The 21,746-nt window shown below is 36.7% G+C and carries 18 protein-coding genes; 16 read left to right on the forward strand and 2 right to left on the reverse strand.

The window, feature by feature from the left end:
• Positions 1 to 5 precede the first annotated feature (5 nt).
• The 4 genes from R9X47_RS18590 to spoIIR all read left to right on the forward strand — a co-directional run bounded on the left by R9X47_RS18590 (position 6) and on the right by spoIIR (position 4,780).
• Positions 6 to 1,592, forward strand: a complete 1,587-nt coding sequence (locus R9X47_RS18590) for a spore germination protein (RefSeq protein WP_432662523.1) — start codon at positions 6 to 8, stop codon at positions 1,590 to 1,592.
• A complete protein-coding gene (locus tag R9X47_RS18595; protein WP_432662524.1) occupies positions 1,579 to 2,688 on the forward strand; it encodes a GerAB/ArcD/ProY family transporter in 1,110 nt (369 codons plus the stop codon). Before R9X47_RS18590 ends, R9X47_RS18595 begins: the two co-directional genes overlap by 14 nt.
• The gene (locus tag R9X47_RS18600; RefSeq protein ID WP_432662525.1) at positions 2,681 to 3,856 is read left to right on the forward strand and encodes a Ger(x)C family spore germination protein; all 1,176 of its coding nucleotides are present in this window, start codon (positions 2,681 to 2,683) and stop codon (positions 3,854 to 3,856) included. The genes R9X47_RS18595 and R9X47_RS18600 overlap by 8 nt, the downstream gene beginning before the upstream one ends.
• 255 nt (positions 3,857 to 4,111) lie before the next feature.
• The gene (spoIIR, locus tag R9X47_RS18605) at positions 4,112 to 4,780 is read left to right on the forward strand and encodes a stage II sporulation protein R (protein ID WP_432662526.1); all 669 of its coding nucleotides are present in this window, start codon (positions 4,112 to 4,114) and stop codon (positions 4,778 to 4,780) included.
• Positions 4,781 to 4,958: 178 nt separating this feature from the next.
• Here the strand turns inward: spoIIR and R9X47_RS18610 are convergent, their stop codons facing one another.
• Positions 4,959 to 5,339: a helix-turn-helix domain-containing protein gene (locus tag R9X47_RS18610; RefSeq protein ID WP_432662527.1), complete on the reverse strand. Its 381-nt coding sequence runs from the start codon at positions 5,337 to 5,339 to the stop codon at positions 4,959 to 4,961.
• Between the two features lie 246 nt (positions 5,340 to 5,585).
• Here R9X47_RS18610 and sleB point away from each other — a divergent pair, with 246 nt between their 5' ends.
• The 12 genes from sleB (at position 5,586) to R9X47_RS18670 (ending at position 20,700) form a co-directional block, all read left to right on the forward strand.
• Complete coding sequence (sleB, locus tag R9X47_RS18615) at positions 5,586 to 6,302, forward strand: spore cortex-lytic enzyme (RefSeq protein ID WP_432662528.1); 717 nt, start codon at positions 5,586 to 5,588, stop codon at positions 6,300 to 6,302.
• 17 nt (positions 6,303 to 6,319) lie between these two features.
• Positions 6,320 to 7,687: a germination protein YpeB gene (ypeB, locus tag R9X47_RS18620; protein ID WP_432662529.1), complete on the forward strand. Its 1,368-nt coding sequence runs from the start codon at positions 6,320 to 6,322 to the stop codon at positions 7,685 to 7,687.
• A gap of 179 nt (positions 7,688 to 7,866) precedes the next feature.
• Positions 7,867 to 8,973 (forward strand): D-alanine--D-alanine ligase, encoded by a 1,107-nt coding sequence (locus tag R9X47_RS18625; protein ID WP_432662530.1) that lies wholly within the window; start codon positions 7,867 to 7,869, stop codon positions 8,971 to 8,973.
• 136 nt (positions 8,974 to 9,109) lie between these two features.
• On the forward strand, positions 9,110 to 9,526 hold the full coding sequence (locus R9X47_RS18630; RefSeq protein WP_432662531.1) for a DUF1934 domain-containing protein: 417 nt from the start codon (positions 9,110 to 9,112) through the stop codon (positions 9,524 to 9,526).
• 437 nt (positions 9,527 to 9,963) lie between these two features.
• Positions 9,964 to 11,070, forward strand: coding sequence for a DALR anticodon-binding domain-containing protein (locus R9X47_RS18635; RefSeq protein WP_432667657.1), 1,107 nt, complete (start codon positions 9,964 to 9,966; stop codon positions 11,068 to 11,070).
• A gap of 175 nt (positions 11,071 to 11,245) precedes the next feature.
• Complete coding sequence (locus tag R9X47_RS18640; RefSeq protein ID WP_432662532.1) at positions 11,246 to 12,637, forward strand: sigma-54 interaction domain-containing protein; 1,392 nt, start codon at positions 11,246 to 11,248, stop codon at positions 12,635 to 12,637.
• A 596-nt stretch (positions 12,638 to 13,233) separates the two neighbouring features.
• Entirely contained in the window at positions 13,234 to 14,271 is a 1,038-nt protein-coding gene (locus tag R9X47_RS18645) for a zinc-binding dehydrogenase (RefSeq protein ID WP_432662533.1), read from the forward strand.
• 97 nt (positions 14,272 to 14,368) lie between these two features.
• Entirely contained in the window at positions 14,369 to 15,622 is a 1,254-nt protein-coding gene (gene ablA / locus R9X47_RS18650) for a lysine 2,3-aminomutase (RefSeq protein ID WP_432662534.1), read from the forward strand.
• An 84-nt stretch (positions 15,623 to 15,706) separates the two neighbouring features.
• A complete protein-coding gene (locus R9X47_RS18655; protein WP_432662535.1) occupies positions 15,707 to 16,744 on the forward strand; it encodes a hypothetical protein in 1,038 nt (345 codons plus the stop codon).
• A complete protein-coding gene (locus tag R9X47_RS18660) occupies positions 16,745 to 18,367 on the forward strand; it encodes a MutS-related protein (protein WP_432662536.1) in 1,623 nt (540 codons plus the stop codon).
• Positions 18,368 to 18,388: 21 nt separating this feature from the next.
• On the forward strand, positions 18,389 to 19,945 hold the full coding sequence (locus R9X47_RS18665) for a lysine 5,6-aminomutase subunit alpha (protein ID WP_432662537.1): 1,557 nt from the start codon (positions 18,389 to 18,391) through the stop codon (positions 19,943 to 19,945).
• A complete protein-coding gene (locus R9X47_RS18670; protein ID WP_432662538.1) occupies positions 19,945 to 20,700 on the forward strand; it encodes an OAM dimerization domain-containing protein in 756 nt (251 codons plus the stop codon). Before R9X47_RS18665 ends, R9X47_RS18670 begins: the two co-directional genes overlap by 1 nt.
• A 43-nt stretch (positions 20,701 to 20,743) precedes the next feature.
• On the opposite strand, the gene R9X47_RS18675 is transcribed toward R9X47_RS18670, so the two are convergent.
• Complete coding sequence (locus R9X47_RS18675; protein WP_432662539.1) at positions 20,744 to 21,733, reverse strand: coiled-coil domain-containing protein; 990 nt, start codon at positions 21,731 to 21,733, stop codon at positions 20,744 to 20,746.
• Between the last annotated feature and the right edge of the window lie 13 nt (positions 21,734 to 21,746).

Below are 21,746 nucleotides of genomic sequence, written 5' to 3' on the forward strand. Positions count from 1 at the left end.
GACATATGGATAAATATAAAGAACTCTTCAAGCCAAAGGAAGAGGATGGAGGCAAAATAAATGTAACAAAGAATTTAGAAGAAAACATAAAGCAAGTCAAAGAGATACTTAGTGATTCTGATGACATTATATATAGGGAGTTTAATGTTGGCAAAAAACAGCAATTAAAATTTGCTACTGTATATGCTGAAGGCCTTGCCGACAAGATAATAGTCAATGAATATGTTTTAAAAAATCTTATGATGCTAGCACGAATGACTGAACCAGACGTTAGTAGTATAAGAGAAAAAGTCTATGAACTAATAAAGGATGGCGTATTATCAGTTACAGATTTAAAGGAAGTAGACGATATAAATAAAATCACAGACAACATATTATCGGGAGAGACAGTACTCTTTATTGATAAGTGGGATAAGGCAATAATAATTGCCTCAAAGGGATGGCCCATGAGAGGTATATCTGAACCAGAGTCAGATGCCGTTATAAGAGGTCCACGGGAAGGGTTTACAGAAACTCTGAGAGTTAATACTGCACTGATCAGAAGAAGAATACGTGATCCCAAATTTAAAATAAAGCAAATGCAGATAGGTAAGAGATCCAAGACGGATATTGCAGTACTTTTTATAGATGGATTAGTTAATCAGGATATATTGAAGACAGTAGTCTATAGGTTAAAGCAAATTGAAATAGACAGTATATTGGAAAGTGGATATATCGAACAGCTTATAGAAGACAATTGGCGATCTCCATTTCCACAGATTCAAAGTACTGAAAGGCCCGAAAAGGTAGCTGCAAACCTCTATGAAGGTAAAGTAGCTATAATAGTAGATAATACCCCTTTTGTACTTATAGTTCCTACAACCTTTAATTCATTGTTACAAGCTTCTGAGGACTATAACGAAAGATTTCTAATAGCCAGTGCCATAAGAATTCTTAGGTACATATCAATGTTTGTCGCAGTCTTACTGCCGGCTCTTTATATAGCCATGCTTTCATATCACCCTGGGATGATACCAACTGAACTGGCCCTCTATATAGCAGGAAATCGAGATGGAGTACCCTTCCCGGCAGTTATAGAAGCCTTTATCATGGAAGCAGCTCTAGAGCTTCTAAGGGAGGCTGGGATAAGGCTACCGGGACCTATTGGATCGACTATAGGTATAGTAGGAGGTCTGGTCCTAGGACAGGCTGCAGTTGAAGCGGGAATAGTTAGTTCTCTTATGGTTATAGTAGTTGCCATAACAGCTATAGCTACATATTCAATTCCAAACTACAGCTTTGGAACACCCTTTAGACTGCTGAGATTTGCATACATGGTGGGGGCAGCATTTTTAGGACTCTATGGTGTAATGATAGTATTTCTTGTAAGTATGATACACTTATCAAATCTTAAGAGCTTTGGTATCCCATATTTGGCTCCATTTACCTACAATATGTCCATAAAGGATTTCAAGGATACCTTTATAAGGGCTCCACTACATAAAATGAAGCGCAGACCGGAATACATAGTTAAAGATGATAAGGCTAGGATGTCTAATCACCTTAGCAGAGACTATTTACAGAAGGGGGAAGATGATAATGGACAGAAATAATGATGCTATTGCCAGCAACCAATTATTTTCTATATTGGCCAATGTAATTATAGGAGTGGGTATCCTATCTCTTCCTAGAACCTTGGCTACAGCAGTAGGACCTGATAGTCTGATAGTATTAGTGGCAGGTAGCATAATGTTTATTATTATAGCCCTATTAATACAAAGGCTTATAACTAAATTTCCTCAGAAGACAATAATTGAAATCAGCAATTTTGTTCTATTTAAGCCTATTGGTATGCTAATAGGAATAGCTTATTTTATATATACATTTACCCTTGTAGTGCTGGAAGTAAGGACCTTTGGAGAGATTACTAAGAACTATCTACTCTTAAATACACCGATAGAAGTGATTATGATTAGTTTTCTTCTTACAGCAGTATACCTTGTGAGAAGTGGTATAGAGTCTATTGCGAGACTTTCTGTAATAATCTTGCCTCTATCAATATTACCAGCTGTATTAGTTAGTCTAGTTGCAATACCCGATCTAGATTTCACTTATTTTTTACCAATATTACGAACTCCATTTTCAAATATAGCCAAGGCACTTCCTAAGGTACTATTTAGTTTTTTGGGATTTGAGTTCATTGTGTTTATAGGATTTTTTGTGAAGGACACTAAAAATGTTAAGAAGACAACAATTCGAACCGTAGGCTTTGTTTCTATTGTATATTTTATTTTTACAGCAATCACCATAGCAAGATTTGGTATAGCTGAAAATAAGAGTCTCATTTGGCCTGTTGTGACGCTGTTCAAAAGTGTAGACCTGCCTGGAACTCTCCTTGAAAATGTAGAGGTAGTAATAATGGGAACATGGCTGCTATCGGTTTTTATGACCATTGCAATATCATACTTTGGTGCAACATTCTTACTTAGTAGGATACTGAAATCTAAGGAACAAAACTATTTTGCATTAACATTGCTTCCTCTAATATATATATTAGCATTGATTCCAGAAAACATTGTGAACGTATACGAATATTTAGAACAATTTACAAATTATATGGGTACGACCGCTATTGCTATACCTATCGTACTGTTTCTATTCAGCCTTTTTAGAAGAAAGCCAAAAAAGGGGATGAAGAAAAATGGCTAGAAGAAAAATATATTTCCTGGTATTGATAGCTTTTCTTCCACTGCTAAGTAGCGGCTGTTGGGACAAAGTTGAAATAGATGAGAGGGCTTTTATTACAGCCCTAGGATATGACAAATACGAAGGTGAAAATGGTAATGATGAAGGAGATGCTGAAAAAGAAACAGAGCAGAAACCTATTAATAGGTATGTTAGAACGGCTACATATCCAAATGTTGCACTTATAGCCGGGAAGGGAGAGGGGGACCCGTTTTTTGTACATAGCACTACCGCCATAAGCTGGGCCGATGGAAGGCAGCAGATAGCCCTAAGAGATAATAAAAATTATGATGCTTATCATCTTAAGGCAATGATTTTTAGTGAAGAAGTTGCAAAGGATGAAACACTCTTTAGAGAAATGTTTGATACCTTCCAAAGAAGTGTTTTTCTAAATAAAAAATTATATTTTTTTGTGACACCAAATAAAGCCCAAGAAATATTGATGACAGATACTGGCAAGAATATGGATGTAGGATTATATATAGAAGAATTAATGGATAAAGAAATTAGACCAACTAGAATGGCTAAAAGTGACTTAGGAACTGTAGTTATTGATTTAAATGAAAGCAATGCGGCCCTAGCTCCACGGATAATCAAGTCAGGAGACAAACTCAAGGTAAGTGGCTCCGCAGTTTTGAAGGATAATAAGTTAGTAGGAGTTCTTGGTGAACTTGAAACAAGAGACGCTTTGATTTTAAAGGGAGAAATGCAAAACGCCGAGTATACTATTAAGGTAGATGATTTATTTGTAGTAATAAATCAAACCGATTCAAATGCAAAGATGAAGGCATATGAGGATAAGAATGGAAAAATAGTAGTAGACTTTACAATTGGAGCAGAAGGAGATATAGTTCAGCATTATTTCCAAACTCCCAATGAGCCATTTAATGCAAAATATTTAGAAAAGGTCAATAATAAAACTAACGAGTTATTATCCAAGGAACTAGAGCAACTCTTTAAAAAGATTCAGAAGGAGTTTGGCGCAGATGTTTTTAAGGTTGGAGAATATTTAAGAAAATTTCAACCCGACACCTGGGAAAAAACTAAGGATCAGTGGGAGGAAATCTATCCATATATAAAAGTAAAGGTAAATTTTGAAATGAACATCAGAAGAGTTGGTATAGAAAAATAAAAGACATTCAGATTGTTAAAGAATTTAGTAATGCGATAGACTGTTAAGAAACTTGAAGCTTGAGTTTCTGGGCAGTCTTTTAAATTAGTGGGAATAAGTGATTATAAGGGTTGTGTGGAATGCTTTGAAATGTAGATTATTAATACAAATACAGCAAAATTTACCACACCAAAAAAATAACATATCCGTTTAAAAATTCCCCATTTTGTTAATACTTATTAATGATAAAAAAACATAACAAATGGGGGAATTATTATGAGACGAAAGAAAATCTATATCATATTGGTAATTGTTTTTGGACTTATCACATCTTTAATATCAATGTACATTGCAGATGTCTACAAGAATCGAGAAAGCTTCAAGGAGAACCTTATTAGATTTCATGTAATAGCAAACAGCGACGCTTCCTTCGACCAAGCTCTCAAGCTTAAGGTAAGGGATAAAATTCTGAAGGAAATGGGTCAGAAGTTTACAACAAATGATATATTAGTAGCAAAGGAAATCATAGAGGTAAACACAGACTATATTGAAAAGATAGCTATGGAAGAGATAAAGAAAAACGGATTCAATTATTCAGTCAAGGTAGCATTGGAAGAACATGATTTTCCAACAAAAAATTATGGAAGTATAACTCTACCTGCTGGAAACTATGAAGCACTAAGAGTAGTAATAGGTAACGGTGAAGGGAAAAACTGGTGGTGTGTACTATTTCCACCCCTATGCTTTATCGACGTAAAGCAAGGGTTAACCGATGAAAAGACTAAGGGTAAATTACAGGAAGTACTATCAGAAGAAGAGTATGAAATGATTAGCAGTGCAGCATCTCAGGAAGGTAAGCTGCCAATCAAACTTAAATTTAAGATAGTTGATGTACTGGAAAAATCAAAGTGGAAATTGAGTAAAATAATAGGAGTAAAAAAATAAGCCGCCCCCTAGGGCGGTTTTTCTATATGCTGAGGATTTTAGGTCAAAGCTCTGAGGTCTTCCGAGGAGGATGACTTCCAAAACCTAGTAGCAAGCAGCTAAAGCGCGTCTGTCACCTTGTCATATTTTCCAAACTCAAGCAAAAGAATACTCTCTAACTGCCATCCCCTAGGGTGGCCTATTTTATAGTAAGAAGATTCGTGTTCATCAGCTTAATAAATTCAATTAAAAACTCGAAATTGTCTTGAGAAAAATTCGATGTTAAGGTTAGAATTTGCTCAAAATATATTGATCTATCGGAATCTGGATCCATGCACTTAATCAGGGAACAAGGGCATTGAATATCACTCGTGGGAAACAATAAAGAATCTACACTTAAGTTAAAAACATCTGCAACTTTACATAGTTTATCAATGCTTAGACCTCGCTGCCCCCTCTCTACTAGGCCAAGAAATGATGGTGAGATATCTACCAGCTCTGCAAGTTGTTCTATTGTAATATTGCGCTTTTGTCTTTGGTTTCTTATATGGTCGCCTAATACCTGTTGACTATATTCCAATAATATCACCTCCTGTGTATATACTATTACTCTATAATTCATGTTTTTAGCATTCCAGACACTAGAAGAATTTATTACATAATTCTAAAAGGATTGAGCAAATTTAGTTGTTTTTTTATGGCGCAAATAAATAGATCTGAGAAAATTTAAGCTTTGAAACATGCAACTTGTAATGAAGTTAATGAATAAACAGATTTACTAATACAAAAAATAACCATGAGCTCAAAATAAGGGAGGAGGAAAATTTTGAAAAAGATTACTGCCATAGCTTGCTTAAGTTTAATACTGATATTTAGTATTTCAGTTTTTGCTATGGACATTTATTGGAACAGAGCACTAGCCCAAGAGACACTTTACTGGGGATCTAGAGGTGACAAAGTAAAAACTCTTCAACAAACCCTTAAAAAATGGGGATATTACGATGGCCCTATAGATAGTGTTTATGGAGGTGGGACCTTCACAGCGGTTAAGGCCTTTCAGAAAAAAAATGGTCTATCAGTAGATGGCGTTGTGGGGCCTCAGACTTCAAAGGCATTAGGATTCAAAGTGGAAGGAACTAAGGCTGGAGGAGGTAAGGCAAAATATACATCTGGAAATGCAGGGATATCTAGAAATGAAGATATAACCCTATTAGCAAAGGCGATCACTGGAGAAGCAAGAGGAGAACCCTACAAAGGGCAGGTTGCAGTTGGGGCAGTAATACTAAACAGAGTAAAAAGCCCTAAATTCCCAAATACAATAGCTGGAGTCATATATCAGCCAGGAGCATTTACTGCAGTTTCCGATGGACAGATAAATCTAGCTCCTGCAGAAAGCTGTACAAAGGCAGCTAGAGATGCTATGAATGGTTGGGATCCTACCTATGGTACCCTCTATTATTGGAATCCGGCCACAGCTACAAGTAAGTGGATATGGAGCCGTCAAGTAAGAGTAAAGATAGGAAAACATTGGTTTGGAGACTAAGAGAGGGGAGGTAAGATATGAAGAAAAGAAATACAACAATTATTATATTAGTTGTAGCCATTGTAATAAGTGTAGGTTGGGGAACTATGCAATATAGGGAGAAAAACAAGTACTATACATTTTTAGACAATCAATTTCAAAGAATGTTCTATGACTTAGTCGGAAGTGTCGAAACTATTTCAACAGATATTTCAAAGCTCTTAGTTTCCTCCCAAGAGAAGGAAAACGTAGTTCTCTATTCCAATATTTTAATGAATGCATATAATGCACAGGATAATTTGTCACAATTACCCATTGGTCATGGTGAGATAAGCAAAATAGAGAAATTTTTAAATCAGGTAGGAGACTATACCTTTGCCCTATCAAGGAAGAGTCTTAATGGAGATCAGCTTACTAAAAAGGATATAGAAAATCTTGAAAAGCTCCAAAGCTATGCTGTAGATTTAGGTAAGGATCTCCACGACCTTCATGATAAAGCTTTGAAGGGGAACGTTTGGAAGGGAGAGCTTAGCCGAAAGGGAAAGGATGATCTAAGCAAAGAAGCCAAGAAGAAAAGTAAGATTCAGACTCAATTAGTTAAGTATCAAGAACGTATGATAGAGTACCCAGAGCTTATATATGATGGACCATTCTCAGAACATGCTATTCAGGGGATGAAACCTAGACTTAAAGGGAAAAAAATAAGTGAAGAAGAAGCAAAAAAGAAGGCAATAGAATTTGCCGGTGGCGGCACTGTAGAAAAAACTAGTAAAAGTGAAGAAAACGATAGTAAGATAAGTACCTACAGTTTTACTTTAAAACCTAAGAATAAAGAAAATGATAAACAAAATCCTATTTATATTGACATTAGCAAGACCGGTGGGCAACCGCTTCTAATGTTAAACAATAGAAAGATAAATAAAGCAAATATATCGGGACCTAAGGCAGTGGAAATTGCTTCAAAGTTTTTAGAAGAAAAGGGTTTTAAAAATATGAAGCCTACATTTAGCCTGAGGAATGACAACGTAATGGTATTAAATTACGTATATGTACAGGATGATGTAATAATATATCCTGATTTGATAAAAGTGAAAGTAGCCTTAGATAATGGAACCATAGTAGGCTTTGATGCAACAAAATTCCTAACATCAAACTATAATAGGAAGATCACTGAGCCAAAGCTAAGCCCTGAGCAGGCCAGAGAAAAGGTAAGCATGAGGGTGGAAACTACAGAAAAACCAAGACTATGCTATATACCTACACCATATCTTAAAGAAATATATTGCTACGAATTTGAAGCTAAGTATAAAGGCGATACATTCTTTATATACATAAATGCAAGGACCGGAGCAGAAGAAAAGATACTAAAGCTTTTGAAACGTGAAAATGGAACTTTGATGATTTAAAAAATCCTGAGGCTAAGGCCTCAGGATTTTTTTTAGAAAACATTTGAATAATAAAATTAATAATTATAGAATAAGAATATATAAACCCGGATTATCTACATAAAGAATTTAACTCTATGTGTTATCCTTTCAAACTTTTCATGAATAATCCAGGTTAAAATGGTTTTGGAGGCAAAAATATGAAAAAGAAAATAAATGTTGGTGTTATCTTCGGTGGTAAATCTGCTGAGCACGAGGTATCGTTAATGTCTGCAACTTCAATAATAAATGCTATAGATAAAGATAAATATAATGTAGTTCCTATTGGTATAACAAAAGAAGGGGGCTGGATGATATACAGTGGCCCTATAGAGCAAATCGAAAACGGTGAGTGGGAAGGGATATCAAATAAATTATTAAGGGATAAACCAAAAGAAAATGTCTTTTCCATTATTCCCGTTGGAAAGAAAGAACATGACCTTCAAGAGGTGGTTCCTACGGGCTTGGCAAATAAAATAGATGTTGTATTTCCAGCGCTTCATGGTCCCTATGGAGAAGATGGAACTATACAAGGACTCTTGGAAATGGCCGATATTCCATACGTTGGTGCAGGTGTTTTAGCATCATCTCTCTGTATGGATAAGGCATATTCGAAAAAATTATTTGAATTAGAGGGATTAAATGTTGTAGAATATGTTGTGGTATTAAGAAATAAGCTAAAGAAGCATATGGATGAGTATGTTGCTAGCATAGAAGAGCGATTTGAATATCCTATCTTTATAAAGCCTGCAAACCTTGGCTCAAGCGTAGGAATTACAAAGGCTCATGATAGAGATGAACTAATAAAAGGCCTTGACGAAGCAGCAAAGTACGATAAAAAAATCCTAGTTGAAAGAAGTATAGAAGGCAGAGAAATAGAATGTGCAGTGCTGGGAAATGATGATCCAATACCGTCGGTTGTAGGAGAAATTGTACCTTCTCACGAATTTTATGACTATGAAGCTAAATATTTCGATGATGGAAAATCAAAACTTATAATTCCAGCCGATATTCCAAAGAATATATCCGACGAAGTAAGACAGATGGCTATAGTTGCGTATAAAGCTTTAGGATGTACTGGTCTGTCGAGAGTAGATTTCTTTCTAGAAAAGGAAACAAATAAAATATATATAAATGAAATAAATACAATGCCGGGGTTTACCAAATTCAGTATGTACCCACTGTTATGGCAAGAAACAGGGTTACCGTACGATGAACTCATAGAAAAGCTTGTAGAGCTTGCCCTTGAAAGATATGAAGAGAAGTAAAATTAGCTATTAGTTACTAGCCGCTAGCTACTAGGAGGTAGGGCCAAGGCTCTTGGGTGTATAAAGGCCCAAAAGTATTTGTCCTAAGAGAACCTAGCAGCTAGAAGTCAGCAGCTAAAAATTGGAGGATCAAAGGATGAAAAATGTAATACTGAAGATAAGAGGAAGTCAAATGCCTGCCGGTGAAGAGGAAGATGTAATTGAACTAATGACAGAGGGTAAGGTATATAATAAGGAAAATGCAATCTATTTAGTTTATGAAGAATCTGAACTATCAGGAATGGAAGGGTGTACAACCACCTTAAAGCTTATGGAAGATAAAATCGTAATGAAGAGATTTGGTAACGCCACTTCTCAGTTAATATTTGAAAAGGGTAAGAGACACGTTTCAAACTACAGCACACCCTACGGTAACTTTAGGATGGAGATACTCACAAAGAAAGTAGAATACTCTATTGATGAAAACTATAAAGGAAACATATCCCTAGAATACAGAATGAGCCTTCAAGGCCTTTCTGAAGGAACTAATAAACTTGATATTGAAATTATATAGTTGTTAAGTTAATAGATCGGAGCTAGTGGAACTGCAACAAGTGCAAGGTGCGAAGAACCACCTAGGGTCAGAGACGCAACGTGACAGTGGGGACAGGCCCACAGACACCCGGAAAAACGTGGATGTCAGATGGGTCCGTCCCCACTTTCACATTGCGTCCCAAATGGGGTCTGAATAGAATCACGAGAAAAATATATCCTAACGGCAAGGGTGAAAATGTGACATGGGGACGGACCCGTCAGACACACGTTTCCCAGTGTGTCTGTGGGCCTGTCCCCGTGTCATATTTTCCAAACTCAAGGCTCGAAACTAGCTTTTAAGTTCCTATAACCAGAGCTTTTCCACAGATCACATACACGAGGTGATATAAAATCAAACAAAAGCTAAAAACCATCATAAAACAAGCAGTAGAGGAAATAACAAATATTCCTTTAAACATAGAAGATATAAATATAGACATCCCAAAAAGAAGTGAGCACGGAAATTTCACTTCAAATATAGCTATGAAATTATCAAGCAGGGCAAAGATGAAACCACAGGAACTTGGCCTAAGTATAAAGGACAAGCTCATTTCACAATGTGATTTTATACAAGACATACAAATCCTAGGGCCAGGCTTTATCAACATTTTCATAAAAGAAGAGAGCTTTATAAAAGAAAGCCTAAAATCCATAGAAAATGGAGATTTCAAAGAAATAGAGCTAGATAAAAAAAGCCTAAAGACAATCATGATACTAGATAATCTAAGCAATATTTTTGAGCTGCAAAACCTTAGAGCGTTTATGAATATGTATTATCTAGGAAACATATACAGCTATGCTGGATGTGAAGTGAGAAAAATAGTGCTGGTAAAAAATCATGAAGGTGACGAAAATACAGAGGATTTCTTGTCTTCATTTAAAGATGTAGAAATAACCACTGACCCAAAGACATTACAAGATGGTATTGTATTTTGCCATAAGTCAAATCAAGGGCTATTCAAGGAGATAGGATATATAGGATATAAAAGAATTGTAGTAGAAGGAGCCGCCATATATAAAAATGGATTTGAGACATATGATATTACTCCAAAGGAACTCTTTGAACAAATAGGCCTTGATAGGGTGAAATACACACTTGCTAATAAATCGATAACCAAAGAGGCAGTCATAGAATTAACAAAACATGATCTGAGATATATTCAATATCCCTATAGTAGAATAAGCTCTGTGACGGAGATACTGAAAAATGAAGGAATAGATATAGATAATATAGAAGACTTTAGAGAAGATTATCTGACAAATCCTATTCAGCAGCAAATGTTAAAGAAAATATTAGGTTTTAAAGATGTAATAATTGACTCTGTAAATCAAAATCAGCCCTATAGGTTTATAAGGTATGCTAATGAGCTATGTGAAATATTCTATAAGATAAATGAAGGCACATTATTTAGACAGCTAAAACCTGAAAAACTAATACCCCTTCTAAAACTGCTAAACTGTGTTAAAATAGTTATGGAAGAGATATTGACTATATTAGAGTTACCTATTTATGAAAAGATGTAGAATTAGATAGTCACAAGCTGCAAGCTCTAAGTCCAAAAAAAGAATAATCCAAAACTGATAACTTGCAGCCTATAACTTACAACAAAAAAGCGACAATAGTCGCCTTTGTTTTACCTTGTATGATGGATTTTCGGCACTTGAAGCCGAAAAATCGGCATGTGTGGAGGGATATATTATGGAAAACTTACTGAATGAAAAAAATATTGATATAATCTTAGATTACGTCAGTGATGGTATCCAGGTAATAGATAAAAGCGGGAAGCTGATCTATTGTAATAGGGCAGCTGCTATTCTAGATGACATAAATAGAGATGACGTAATAGGAAAGCACCTGTTTCATATCTATCCATCCCTAGAGGAACAGACTAGCTTCACCTTTAAAGTTCTAAGAACTGGAATACCTATATATGAGGTTCAGCAAACCTATACAAACTATAAAGGGAAGAAAATCACTACAATAAATTCGACCCTCCCTATTAAAGTGAGGAATAAAGTAGTTGGGGCAATTGAAATATCGAGAAATATTACAGATGTTAAGGCCCTTTCTGAAAAGCTTATAGACCTTCAAAACAAGATATATGGAGGAAAGAATAGAGAAAGTATAAGGGACGATGAAGTAAAATATGCCTTTGAAGATATAATAGGGAATAGTAGAGAAATTCTCAAGATGAAATCCTTAGGAACAAAGGCATCGATGACCTCATCACCGATTCTTGTCTATGGGGACACCGGTACAGGGAAAGAGCTTTTGGTGCAAGCCATACACAACGCTGGAAGGAGAAGAAATAAATCCTTTGTTGCCCAAAACTGCGCTGCACTACCATCAAATCTGCTAGAAGGAATACTGTTTGGAACCGTTAAGGGAAGCTTTACCGATGCTGCTGATAGACCTGGATTATTTGAGCTTGCCAACGGTGGAACCCTGTTTTTAGATGAGATAAACTCCATGCCACCTCTACTGCAGGCAAAGCTGCTCAGAGTCCTGCAAGACGGTAGGATAAGAAGACTTGGAGACATAAAAACCACTAAGGTAGATGTAAGAATTATTGCAGCCACCAATGTAGCCCCAGAGGTTGCCGTTGAAAGGGGAGACCTAAGAAAGGACCTATACTATAGAATAAATACAATAACCATTGATATACCAGACTTAAAGGATAGAAAGGAAGATATCCCCCTTTTAACAGAGCATTTCATAAAAAAATACAATAGAAGCATATATAGAAATGTAAAGGGAATATCGGGAGAAGTAGCTTCAATCTTCCAGAGATATGATTGGCCTGGCAATGTAAGAGAGCTAGAACACGTTATTGAGGGGGCTTTGAATGTAATAGATGGAGACATAATAACCCTAGACTATCTTCCCAAAAAACTAATAAGATTTCATAAAGAAATGAATACAGAAGCTATAGCCCACGATCTCCCCCTAAAGGATGCCATTGAAAACCTTGAGAGAACTATGATAAGAGATGCCCTCAGAAAGACCGATGAAAACATAAGTCAGGCAGCTGCAATGCTAAAGATACCTAGGCAGACGCTGCAATATAAGATTAAGAAGTATGAGATTTAGGGTCGAGGGCGCAACGTGACAGCGGGGACAGGCCCGCAGACACCCGGAGAAACGTGGATGTCAGTCGGGTCCGTCCCCACTTTCACATTGCGCCCCAAATAGGGTCTGAAAGAATTTCATAAAAAATATACACTACTATCAAGGATGAAAATGTGACTTGGGGACGGACCCACTGACACGCGCTTCCCAGTGTGTCTGTGGGCCTGTCCCCATGTCATATTTTCCAAACTTCAAGGAAAAAAACTAACTCTTTAGCCTTCTGCCGCAGTCTCTCCACTAGAATAAATAATTATAAAACTATTAAAAAGCCCAAAAAGCTCAAAAAACCCCGAAATATGTAACAAAAACAACCCGCTCAATCTTCTTTAGTGCCCAAAAACCGGCACTGGAAAACAAAATATTAGAGTACAATAATAATTTTGCCACTTTTGCAAATATTAATAAAAGCTAGAAAATATCCCGTAAGGAAAGCGATTTCTCCATCTAAATCACCCTACACTCTAGGATGAATATTTCTGGCACGACAATTGCATTAAAGAATGTCGAAGATAAATTGACAACATTTTATCATAAAAAAATATGGGGGTATGATAAAAATGAAAAAAGGATGTAAATTCGGAACGCACAGAGTAATTGAGCCACAAGGAGCATTACCTCAACCAGCATTAAAGATTGACAATGATATGGAGATCTACGACAACGAGATACTAATCGATGTACAGACTCTTAACATTGACTCAGCAAGCTTTACTCAAATCAAGGAGCAAGCAGAGGGAGATATCGAAAAGATTAAAGAAATAATGTTGGACATCGTGGCGACAAAAGGTAAGCATCAAAATCCAGTAACTGGATCAGGTGGAATGCTTATAGGTACAGTAGAAAAAATTGGACCAGCTATGGAAGGAAAAACTGACTTAAAAGTAGGAGACAAACTTGCTACACTAGTATCTTTATCACTTACACCACTTAGAATAGACAACATAAAAGAAGTAAGAAAAGACATTGACCAAGTAGACATCGACGGAAAGGCTATTCTTTTTGAAAGTGGTATCTATGCAGTAATACCAAGTGACATTCCTGAAAACCTAGCATTGTCAGTATTAGACGTAGCAGGAGCACCAGCACAAACTGCAAAGCTTGTAAAGCCTGGAGATACAGTACTTGTAATAGGTGGAGCAGGAAAATCAGGTATGCTTTGTCTTTATGAAGCAAGAAGAAGAGCTGGAGCAACAGGTAAGGTTATCTGCTTAGGACATAGTGAAAAGAGTATAGAAAAGGTTAGAAAAGTAGATCTTGCTGACGAATACATAGTAGTAGATGCTACTAAGCCTGTAGACGTTATGGAAAGAGTGAAGGAAGTTACTGGTGGAGAAATGGCAGACGTAACTATCAACTGTGTAAACGTTGCAAACACAGAAATGTCAAGTATACTATCAACTAAAGACGATGGAGTAATCTACTTCTTCAGTATGGCAACTAGCTTTACAAAGGCTGCACTTGGAGCAGAAGGAGTAGGAATGGATACAACAATGATAATAGGAAACGGATATACAAAAGGACATGCTAAGATATCATTAGAAATAATGAGAGAAAGCAAAGCGTTAAGAGACTTATACGAAGAGTTATATGCGTAAAAAAAGTGCATAGTGCGATGTGCTAAGTGCGAGGTTTTAATGCTTCGCACTTAGCACTATGTGCTTCGCACCAATATTATATAGGAGCGTGGGACTTATGAGACATTATTCTGAAATCGAATTATGGAAAGATGTTACCGAAGAAGAGTGGAATGATTGGCATTGGCAAGTTAGAAACAGAATCGACACTGTAGAAGACCTAAAAAAGATTATCAACCTTACACCTGAGGAAGAAGAGGGAGTAAATGCAGCCCTAAAGAAATTAAGAATGGGAATCACTCCATACTATGCACTTCTAATGGATGAAAACGATCCAACATGTCCAGTAAGACAACAAGCAGTTCCTACATTATATGAAACATATATAAGTGATGCAGACTTAGACGACCCACTTCACGAAGATACTGACTCACCTGTACCAGGACTAACTCACAGATATCCTGATAGAGTACTTCTTTTAATAACAGACATGTGCTCAATGTACTGTCGTCACTGTACTAGAAGAAGATTTGCAGGTCAAAACGACGATGAAAGTCCATTAGATAATATAGATAGAGCTATAGAGTATATCAGAAATACTCCAGTAGTTAGAGACGTATTATTATCTGGCGGTGACTGTCTACTAGTATCAGACGAAAGATTAGAATATATCATAAAGAAGCTTAGAGAAATACCACACGTAGAAGTTATAAGACTTGGTTCAAGAACTCCAGTAGTTCTTCCACAAAGAGTAACACCAGCCCTTGCAGATATCCTGAAGAAATACCATCCAGTATGGTTAAACACTCACTTTAATCATTCAAAGGAAATAACACCAGAGGCTGAAAGAGCTTGTAAACTATTAGCTGATGCAGGTATACCACTTGGAAACCAATCTGTACTTCTTAGAGGAGTAAACGATTGCGTGCACGTGATGAAGAAGCTTATGCATGATCTAGTAAGAATGAGAGTAAGACCTTATTATATATATCAATGTGACCTATCGGCTGGAATAGAGCACTTTAGAACTCCAGTTTCTAAGGGTATAGAAATCATAGAAGGACTTAGAGGACATACATCAGGATATGCAGTACCTACATTCGTTGTAGATGCTCCTGGTGGTGGTGGAAAGATACCAGTAATGCCAAATTACCTACTTTCTCAATCGCCAGACAAAGTTATCCTAAGAAACTACGAAGGAGTTATAACAACTTACACAGAGCCAAAGGCATACGATGAAGAGTGTTCATGCCCAGTTTGCAAAGGTGAAAAAGAGCAAAAAATGACCGGTGTAGCTGGATTACTTCAAGGTAATAACCTTGCACTAGAGCCATCGGACTTAGATAGACGTAATAGAGGGCATCACGAGTAGAATTAGTGCGAAGTACTAATGGGCTGGGGACGATGATCACATCGAATCTTGCATGTCGCACATCGCATCAAAGGAGGCTTTACAATGCAACTTTTAAATCTGATAAAAAATAAGTACAACATAATATCTGTAGTTGGTATGGCTAAAAACTCAGGGAAAACCGTTACTCTAAATGAACTAGTAGAAGAAGCCCTTGAAGATAATGTGAGGCTTGGAATCACATCTATAGGAAGGGACGGCGAAAAACAGGATATAGTAACCTTTACTGAGAAACCCCTGATTTATATATACGAAGGAACGCTGATTGCCACTGCAGAGGAGATTTTTAAAGTTTGTGAAGCTAACCTCGAAATCCTTGAAATAACAGATTTTAATACTTCCATGGGAAGGGTTGTAATAGCTAGAGCCCTTTCCCCTGGATATGTACAAATAGCAGGACCTTGCTCAAATGTTGAAATAAAAAAGGTAGCTGAAAAGATGCTGGCTCATGGAGTGGACATAGCTGTAGTTGACGGTGCGTTGGATAGAAAATCCTCTGCCTCGCCATCGATTACTCAGGCCACTATTTTAGCCACAGGAGCAGTACTTAGCAGGGATATGAATAAGGTCATAGAGAAAACTGCCCATCAGGCAGAGCTCTTCAATATAGAAGCTATTGCCGACGAAAAAGTCAAGAACATAGCAAGAGAAATTATTGAAAATAAGAAGATATGTGTTATTAATGACCAATACGAAATAGATATACTAGACATAAAGACAGCTCTTAACTCTGGAAGGGAAATAGCCAGGGCTTTAGACGAAGATTCAAGATACGTAATTATAAGTGGGTCATTGGTTACAAGAACCCTAAAGGACATAGTTTCTAGTACAAAGCGTTTTAAAAAGGTTACCTTTGTAATTAAAGATTCCACAAGAATATTTATTGACTACAGGGATTGGCAGTACTTTCGAAAAATCGGAGTTGACCTTAAGGTATTAGAAGAGGTCAATGTACTAGCTGTAACCATAAATCCCTATTCGCCATTAGGTTATTACTTTTCTCAGGTGGATTTTTTAAATAAGATGAAAAAAATCCTAAACCCATTACCGGTTTTAGATGTAATGATGAATGAAGGTGTATAAATGTTTATTTCTACTGAAACAGCAAAGAATCTTGAGTTAGACTATATATTTAACAACCTCACAGTATATACACCCTATGGAGAGGCCTATAAAAAGGCTATGAAACCATATAGTTCAAAGGAAAAGAAAAGACTTGAGCAGGAGTACGAGAGAATAGAAAAGGTCTCGGTGCTAATTGAGAGGCAAAGATATGATTTCGTAGAAATGAGAAACCTATTCAAGCACATAAAGGATCTAAGATTAACCTTTAGACGGGTAGACGAAGGTGAAATATTAAGTACCACTGAGCTTTTTGAAATAAAGTCCTTCATAAATATACTTAAAAAGTTGGATGTTAACTTAGAAAAGCTAAAGTGGGATATACCGGAAGATATAAGACCAGCACAAATGCCACATCTTGAAAAACTCTTTGATCCCCAGGGAACAGAGACTAATACATTTTATATATATGATGAATACTCGAAGAAATTAGGTAAGATAAGAAAAGACCTTAGAGACATAGAAAACAAGATCAATAAAGAAAGAAAAGACCTAAGAAAAAGAGTAGAAGCAGATTTAAATGTAAAACTAAGACCGAACGGAGAAATTACAGTAAATAAGGATAATACAGACCTTATAAACAAATTTAAAGCCTACGAACTTTTAAACTATAGCCTAGAAACCTACATGAACATAACCTTTAAAACAATAAACACTGTGGATATAGATGATCTAAGCCGAGAGTTCCAAGAGCTTAAGGTACTAGAATCAGAGGAAGAGCTTAAAGTTCGTAGAAAACTAAGTGAAGAAATTAAAAAGTATCTTAAGGTCATAGAAAAAAATATATGTGCCATAGGAAAACTGGATTTATTAGTTGCTAAGGGTTATCATGCTGTGGGCTTTAAGTGTGTTAAGCCTGAAATAATAGATTCAAACAACCTATATATATTGAATGGCCGGAATATAAAGGTTGAACAAAGCCTTAGAAAATCTGGGAGAGAATTTACTCCCATAACAATAGAGCTCCATAGGGGCGTTACATGTATAACCGGTGCAAATATGGGTGGAAAAACAGTATCCTTAAAGACCATAGGTTTTCTTCTAGCAATGGCACAATATGGTATGTTTGTGCCAGCGGAGGAGATGAGATTCTCCCTTAAACAATTTATATTCTTATCGGTGGGAGATATGCAGTCTACGGACAAGGGACTAAGTACCTTTGGCGGTGAGATACTGAAGATAAAAGAAGCTATAAAGGAATCAGATAAAGAAGGACTTATACTTATTGATGAATTGGCACGGGGAACAAACCCCAAGGAGGGCTATGCCCTATCAAAGGCAATAATCAATTATCTAAAGAATAAAGAGACTATAACGATAATCACCACGCACTTTGACGGCCTAGCCGACGACGGTGATGTAAAACATCTACAGGTAAGGGGCCTATCCCTAGAAGATTTCAAAAAGATATCTGAAAAAATAAAAGAAGAAAAACAGGGTATAGAAATGCTCCATCACTTCATGGACTATAGACTTATAGAAATAAATGACATTAAAGAAGTACCTAAGGATGCCATCAACATCTCAAGATTAATGGGACTTGATGAAGATATCCTTAGTGACGCAGAAAGTATTCTAAAATAAAGCATATGGGGGTATGTTATAATGCAAAGCAAATTAAATCTGGATAAGAGCCTTATAGAAAAGGCTCGAAATTCAGCAGCAAACATTGCACAGGACATGCAAGGGTTTATCGACAAACATACTACTATAACCGTTGAAAGAACAATCGCAAGATTACTTGGGATAGACGGTGTAGATGATATCGAAAAACCACTTCCGAACGTTGTGGTAGACCACATCAAAGAAGAGGGTGGCCTTTCAAGGGGTGTTGCATACTGGATAGGTAATGCCATAGTAAACACAGGAAAGACACCGCAGGAAATCGCTGAGGAAGTTAGCACAGGTGAAATTGACCTAATGAAGCTTCCGGCAGCCGAGGAAGGAAGAATCAAAGAAGAAATAGAAAAATTAGCGGTAGAAATGGTAGAAAGAATAAAGAAAAACAGAGAAGAAAGAGAATCCTTCATAGAAAACATCGGTGAAGGTGCAAAGCCATACCTTTACGTTATAGTTGCCACAGGAAATATATATGAAGACGTTCTTCAAGCTAAGGCAGCAGCTAGACAAGGAGCCGATATCATAGCAGTAATCAGAACGACGGCTCAAAGTTTACTAGACTATGTTCCATACGGAGCAACTACTGAAGGCTTTGGTGGAACCTACGCAACTCAAGAAAACTTTAGACTGATGAGAAAAGCATTAGATGAGGTTGGAGAGGAAGTAGGAAGATATATAAGATTATGTAACTACTGTTCAGGGCTGTGTATGCCAGAAATAGCTGCAATGGGAGCTATGGAAAGACTGGATGTAATGCTTAATGACGCCCTTTACGGGATATTATTTAGAGATATAAATATGCAAAGAACCCTTGTAGACCAATACTTCTCAAGAGTAATCAATGGTTTTGCAGGGATTATAATAAATACTGGAGAAGACAACTATTTGACAACTGCCGATGCAGTAGAAGAAGCCCATACAGTTTTAGCTTCTCAGTTTATCAATGAGCAATTTGCTCTAAAGGCTGGAATACCAGAGGAGCAAATGGGACTTGGTCATGCCTTTGAGATGAATCCAAACCTAGAAAATGGATTCCTTCTAGAGCTTGCTCAGGCACAAATGGCTAAGGAGATATTCCCTAATGCACCACTGAAGTATATGCCTCCTACTAAATTTAAGACCGGAGACATATTTAAAGGACATATTCAAGATGCACTATTCAACATGGTTGCAATTATGACAGGTCAAAGCCTACAGCTGTTAGGAATGTTAACGGAGGCAATCCACACGCCATTCCTACATGACAGAGCTTTATCAATAGAAAATGCTAAATATATATTTGGAAACATGAGAAATCTTGGAGACGAGATATCCTTTAAGGAAGATGGTATAATCCAGAGTAGAGCGCATGAAGTCCTTGAAAAGGCAACAGCTATGATAGAGGAAATCGAGGGCGAAGGATTATTTAACACAATAGAACAAGGAAAATTTGCAGGTGTAAAGAGAGCCTTTGACGGCGGTAAAGGACTAGATGGAGTTGTAGTTAAGGAAGATAAATATCTTAATCCATTTATGGACCTTATGTTAGGAGGTGCTCGTTAATGTCAAATCAAAAAATAGATCTAACAAGGGTAAAGCCCTATGGAGATACTTTAAATGATGGAATGATGCAGCTAAGCTTCACATTACCTATACCAAAAGGAGCAGAGGCTGAAGAGGCTGCAAAGCGTCTTGCGCTAAAAATGGGTATAGAAGAACCTAGTGTAGTTCATGCCCAAGACCTTGGAGTAGGGTTTACAATGTTTGTAGTATATGGTAAGTGTCAGCATACCGTAGACTACGCAAACATTGAGGTTCCAAAGGTAGATGTGGAAGTAATGGATAAATATGAAGTAGAAGCCTTTATTAAAGAAAACATCAAAAAAGATGTAGTTATAGTTGGGGCATGTACCGGTACAGATGCCCATACCGTAGGTATCGATGCCATCATGAATATGAAGGGCTACGATGGTCACTATGGACTTGAAAGATACAAGGGTATTGAGGCTCATAACCTTGGAAGTCAGGTACCAAACGAAGACCTGATTGCAAAGGCTATAGAGTTAGATGCAGATGCGATAATTGTATCGCAGGTAGTTACACAAAAAGATGTTCATATTTTAAATCTAACTAATCTAATTGAACTTCTAGAGGCAGAAGGAATCAGGGACAAGGTAGTGTTAGTATGTGGTGGTCCAAGAATCAGCCATGAACTGGCAAAAGAACTTGGCTATGATGCCGGCTTCGGACGAGGCAGCTATGCAGAAGACGTAGCATCCTTTGTGGTAAATCAGATTGTTGAAAGAAAAATGGTGTAAATAATAAAGAAGCTAATAGCCACTGGCTATTAGCTTCTTTTTGTTAGAACGGATACTCATCATAATCCGATATGTCATTGTCATCATCGTCGTACTCGTATTCCCCGACTTTATCATCGTCCTCATCGTATACGGTGACTTCAATATCATCATTGAAATCCTTATCAATCTCTTCGCAAAGATCTTCGATAAAATCTCTAAAATCAGGCTTATCTCTATCCTTCCATTCATCAGTTTTATCAAAATTAGATCCATAGATTTCAACTTCAATTTTATTGGAAGAAATATCTACATCAAACTTGTTGAATCTAAAGGTTACATCGTCATCATCATATTTATCGTAATCTTTATCTAGCATATCTTCAATATCATCTTCATCGTCATTATTATCTCCATCATCGTCTATATCGAGTTCTAACTTAAGTTGAGAGATTTCATATTTTAAAGCATCCTTTTCAAGGGCTTCTTGGTCCAGTCTATATGTATAGTTGCTAAGATTAAGATCTCTTGTATCGATTTGATATTCTAAACCCTCTACCCTTTCCATTTCGGTATTTAAATCGTTATTTAATCCCTTTATTTGAGCAGATAGAGTTAATACATTGAAATTAAGTTCATCGATGGTAGAGTTCTTTTCCACTAAAACCTTATTTAATTCATCGATTTCAGTATTTTTTGCATCTACAATCCCCTCAAGCTCAAGTATTTTAGTACTTTTTATATCAGAAAGACTTTCTACTATAGAGACTTTAGAAATCTGCGCCTTTTCCTTTTCTTTTAAAGCGTCAATCTCATCACCCTTTGATTTTAAATCTTTATTCAAATCAAAAATCTCTTTGTCCTTTTTCTCTAATTTAGATTCTAAATCATTAATTTTCTCATCCCTCGATTCGAGGCTTGATTTTAAACTCTTTATTCGCTCTTCCAGACGCTTTACATAGTCGCTGTTACTGCTAGCCTGTGCTTGGGAGAAAGTTGTCATAGCTCCAAAAACAGAGAAGACTATCAAAATTAATATCAGTTTATTTTTCATAAGTAAACCTCCT

Origin of the sequence: Wukongibacter baidiensis, from assembly GCF_050888315.1 — a bacterium.
Classification (GTDB): Bacteria; Bacillota; Clostridia; order Peptostreptococcales; family Caminicellaceae; genus Wukongibacter; species Wukongibacter baidiensis.

Coding starts and splice junctions, on each gene's coding strand:
- ypeB (WP_432662529.1), top strand. CDS start 6,320: ATGAAGAAAAGAAATACAACAATTATTATATTAGTTGTAGCCATTGTA.
- R9X47_RS18630 (WP_432662531.1), top strand. CDS start 9,110: ATGAAAAATGTAATACTGAAGATAAGAGGAAGTCAAATGCCTGCCGGT.
- R9X47_RS18600 (WP_432662525.1), top strand. CDS start 2,681: ATGGCTAGAAGAAAAATATATTTCCTGGTATTGATAGCTTTTCTTCCA.
- R9X47_RS18660 (WP_432662536.1), top strand. CDS start 16,745: ATGTTTATTTCTACTGAAACAGCAAAGAATCTTGAGTTAGACTATATA.
- R9X47_RS18590 (WP_432662523.1), top strand. CDS start 6: ATGGATAAATATAAAGAACTCTTCAAGCCAAAGGAAGAGGATGGAGGC.
- R9X47_RS18655 (WP_432662535.1), top strand. CDS start 15,707: ATGCAACTTTTAAATCTGATAAAAAATAAGTACAACATAATATCTGTA.
- spoIIR (WP_432662526.1), top strand. CDS start 4,112: ATGAGACGAAAGAAAATCTATATCATATTGGTAATTGTTTTTGGACTT.
- R9X47_RS18645 (WP_432662533.1), top strand. CDS start 13,234: ATGAAAAAAGGATGTAAATTCGGAACGCACAGAGTAATTGAGCCACAA.
- R9X47_RS18675 (WP_432662539.1), bottom strand. CDS start 21,733: ATGAAAAATAAACTGATATTAATTTTGATAGTCTTCTCTGTTTTTGGA.
- R9X47_RS18665 (WP_432662537.1), top strand. CDS start 18,389: ATGCAAAGCAAATTAAATCTGGATAAGAGCCTTATAGAAAAGGCTCGA.
- R9X47_RS18625 (WP_432662530.1), top strand. CDS start 7,867: ATGAAAAAGAAAATAAATGTTGGTGTTATCTTCGGTGGTAAATCTGCT.
- R9X47_RS18640 (WP_432662532.1), top strand. CDS start 11,246: ATGGAAAACTTACTGAATGAAAAAAATATTGATATAATCTTAGATTAC.
- R9X47_RS18595 (WP_432662524.1), top strand. CDS start 1,579: ATGGACAGAAATAATGATGCTATTGCCAGCAACCAATTATTTTCTATA.
- R9X47_RS18670 (WP_432662538.1), top strand. CDS start 19,945: ATGTCAAATCAAAAAATAGATCTAACAAGGGTAAAGCCCTATGGAGAT.
- ablA (WP_432662534.1), top strand. CDS start 14,369: ATGAGACATTATTCTGAAATCGAATTATGGAAAGATGTTACCGAAGAA.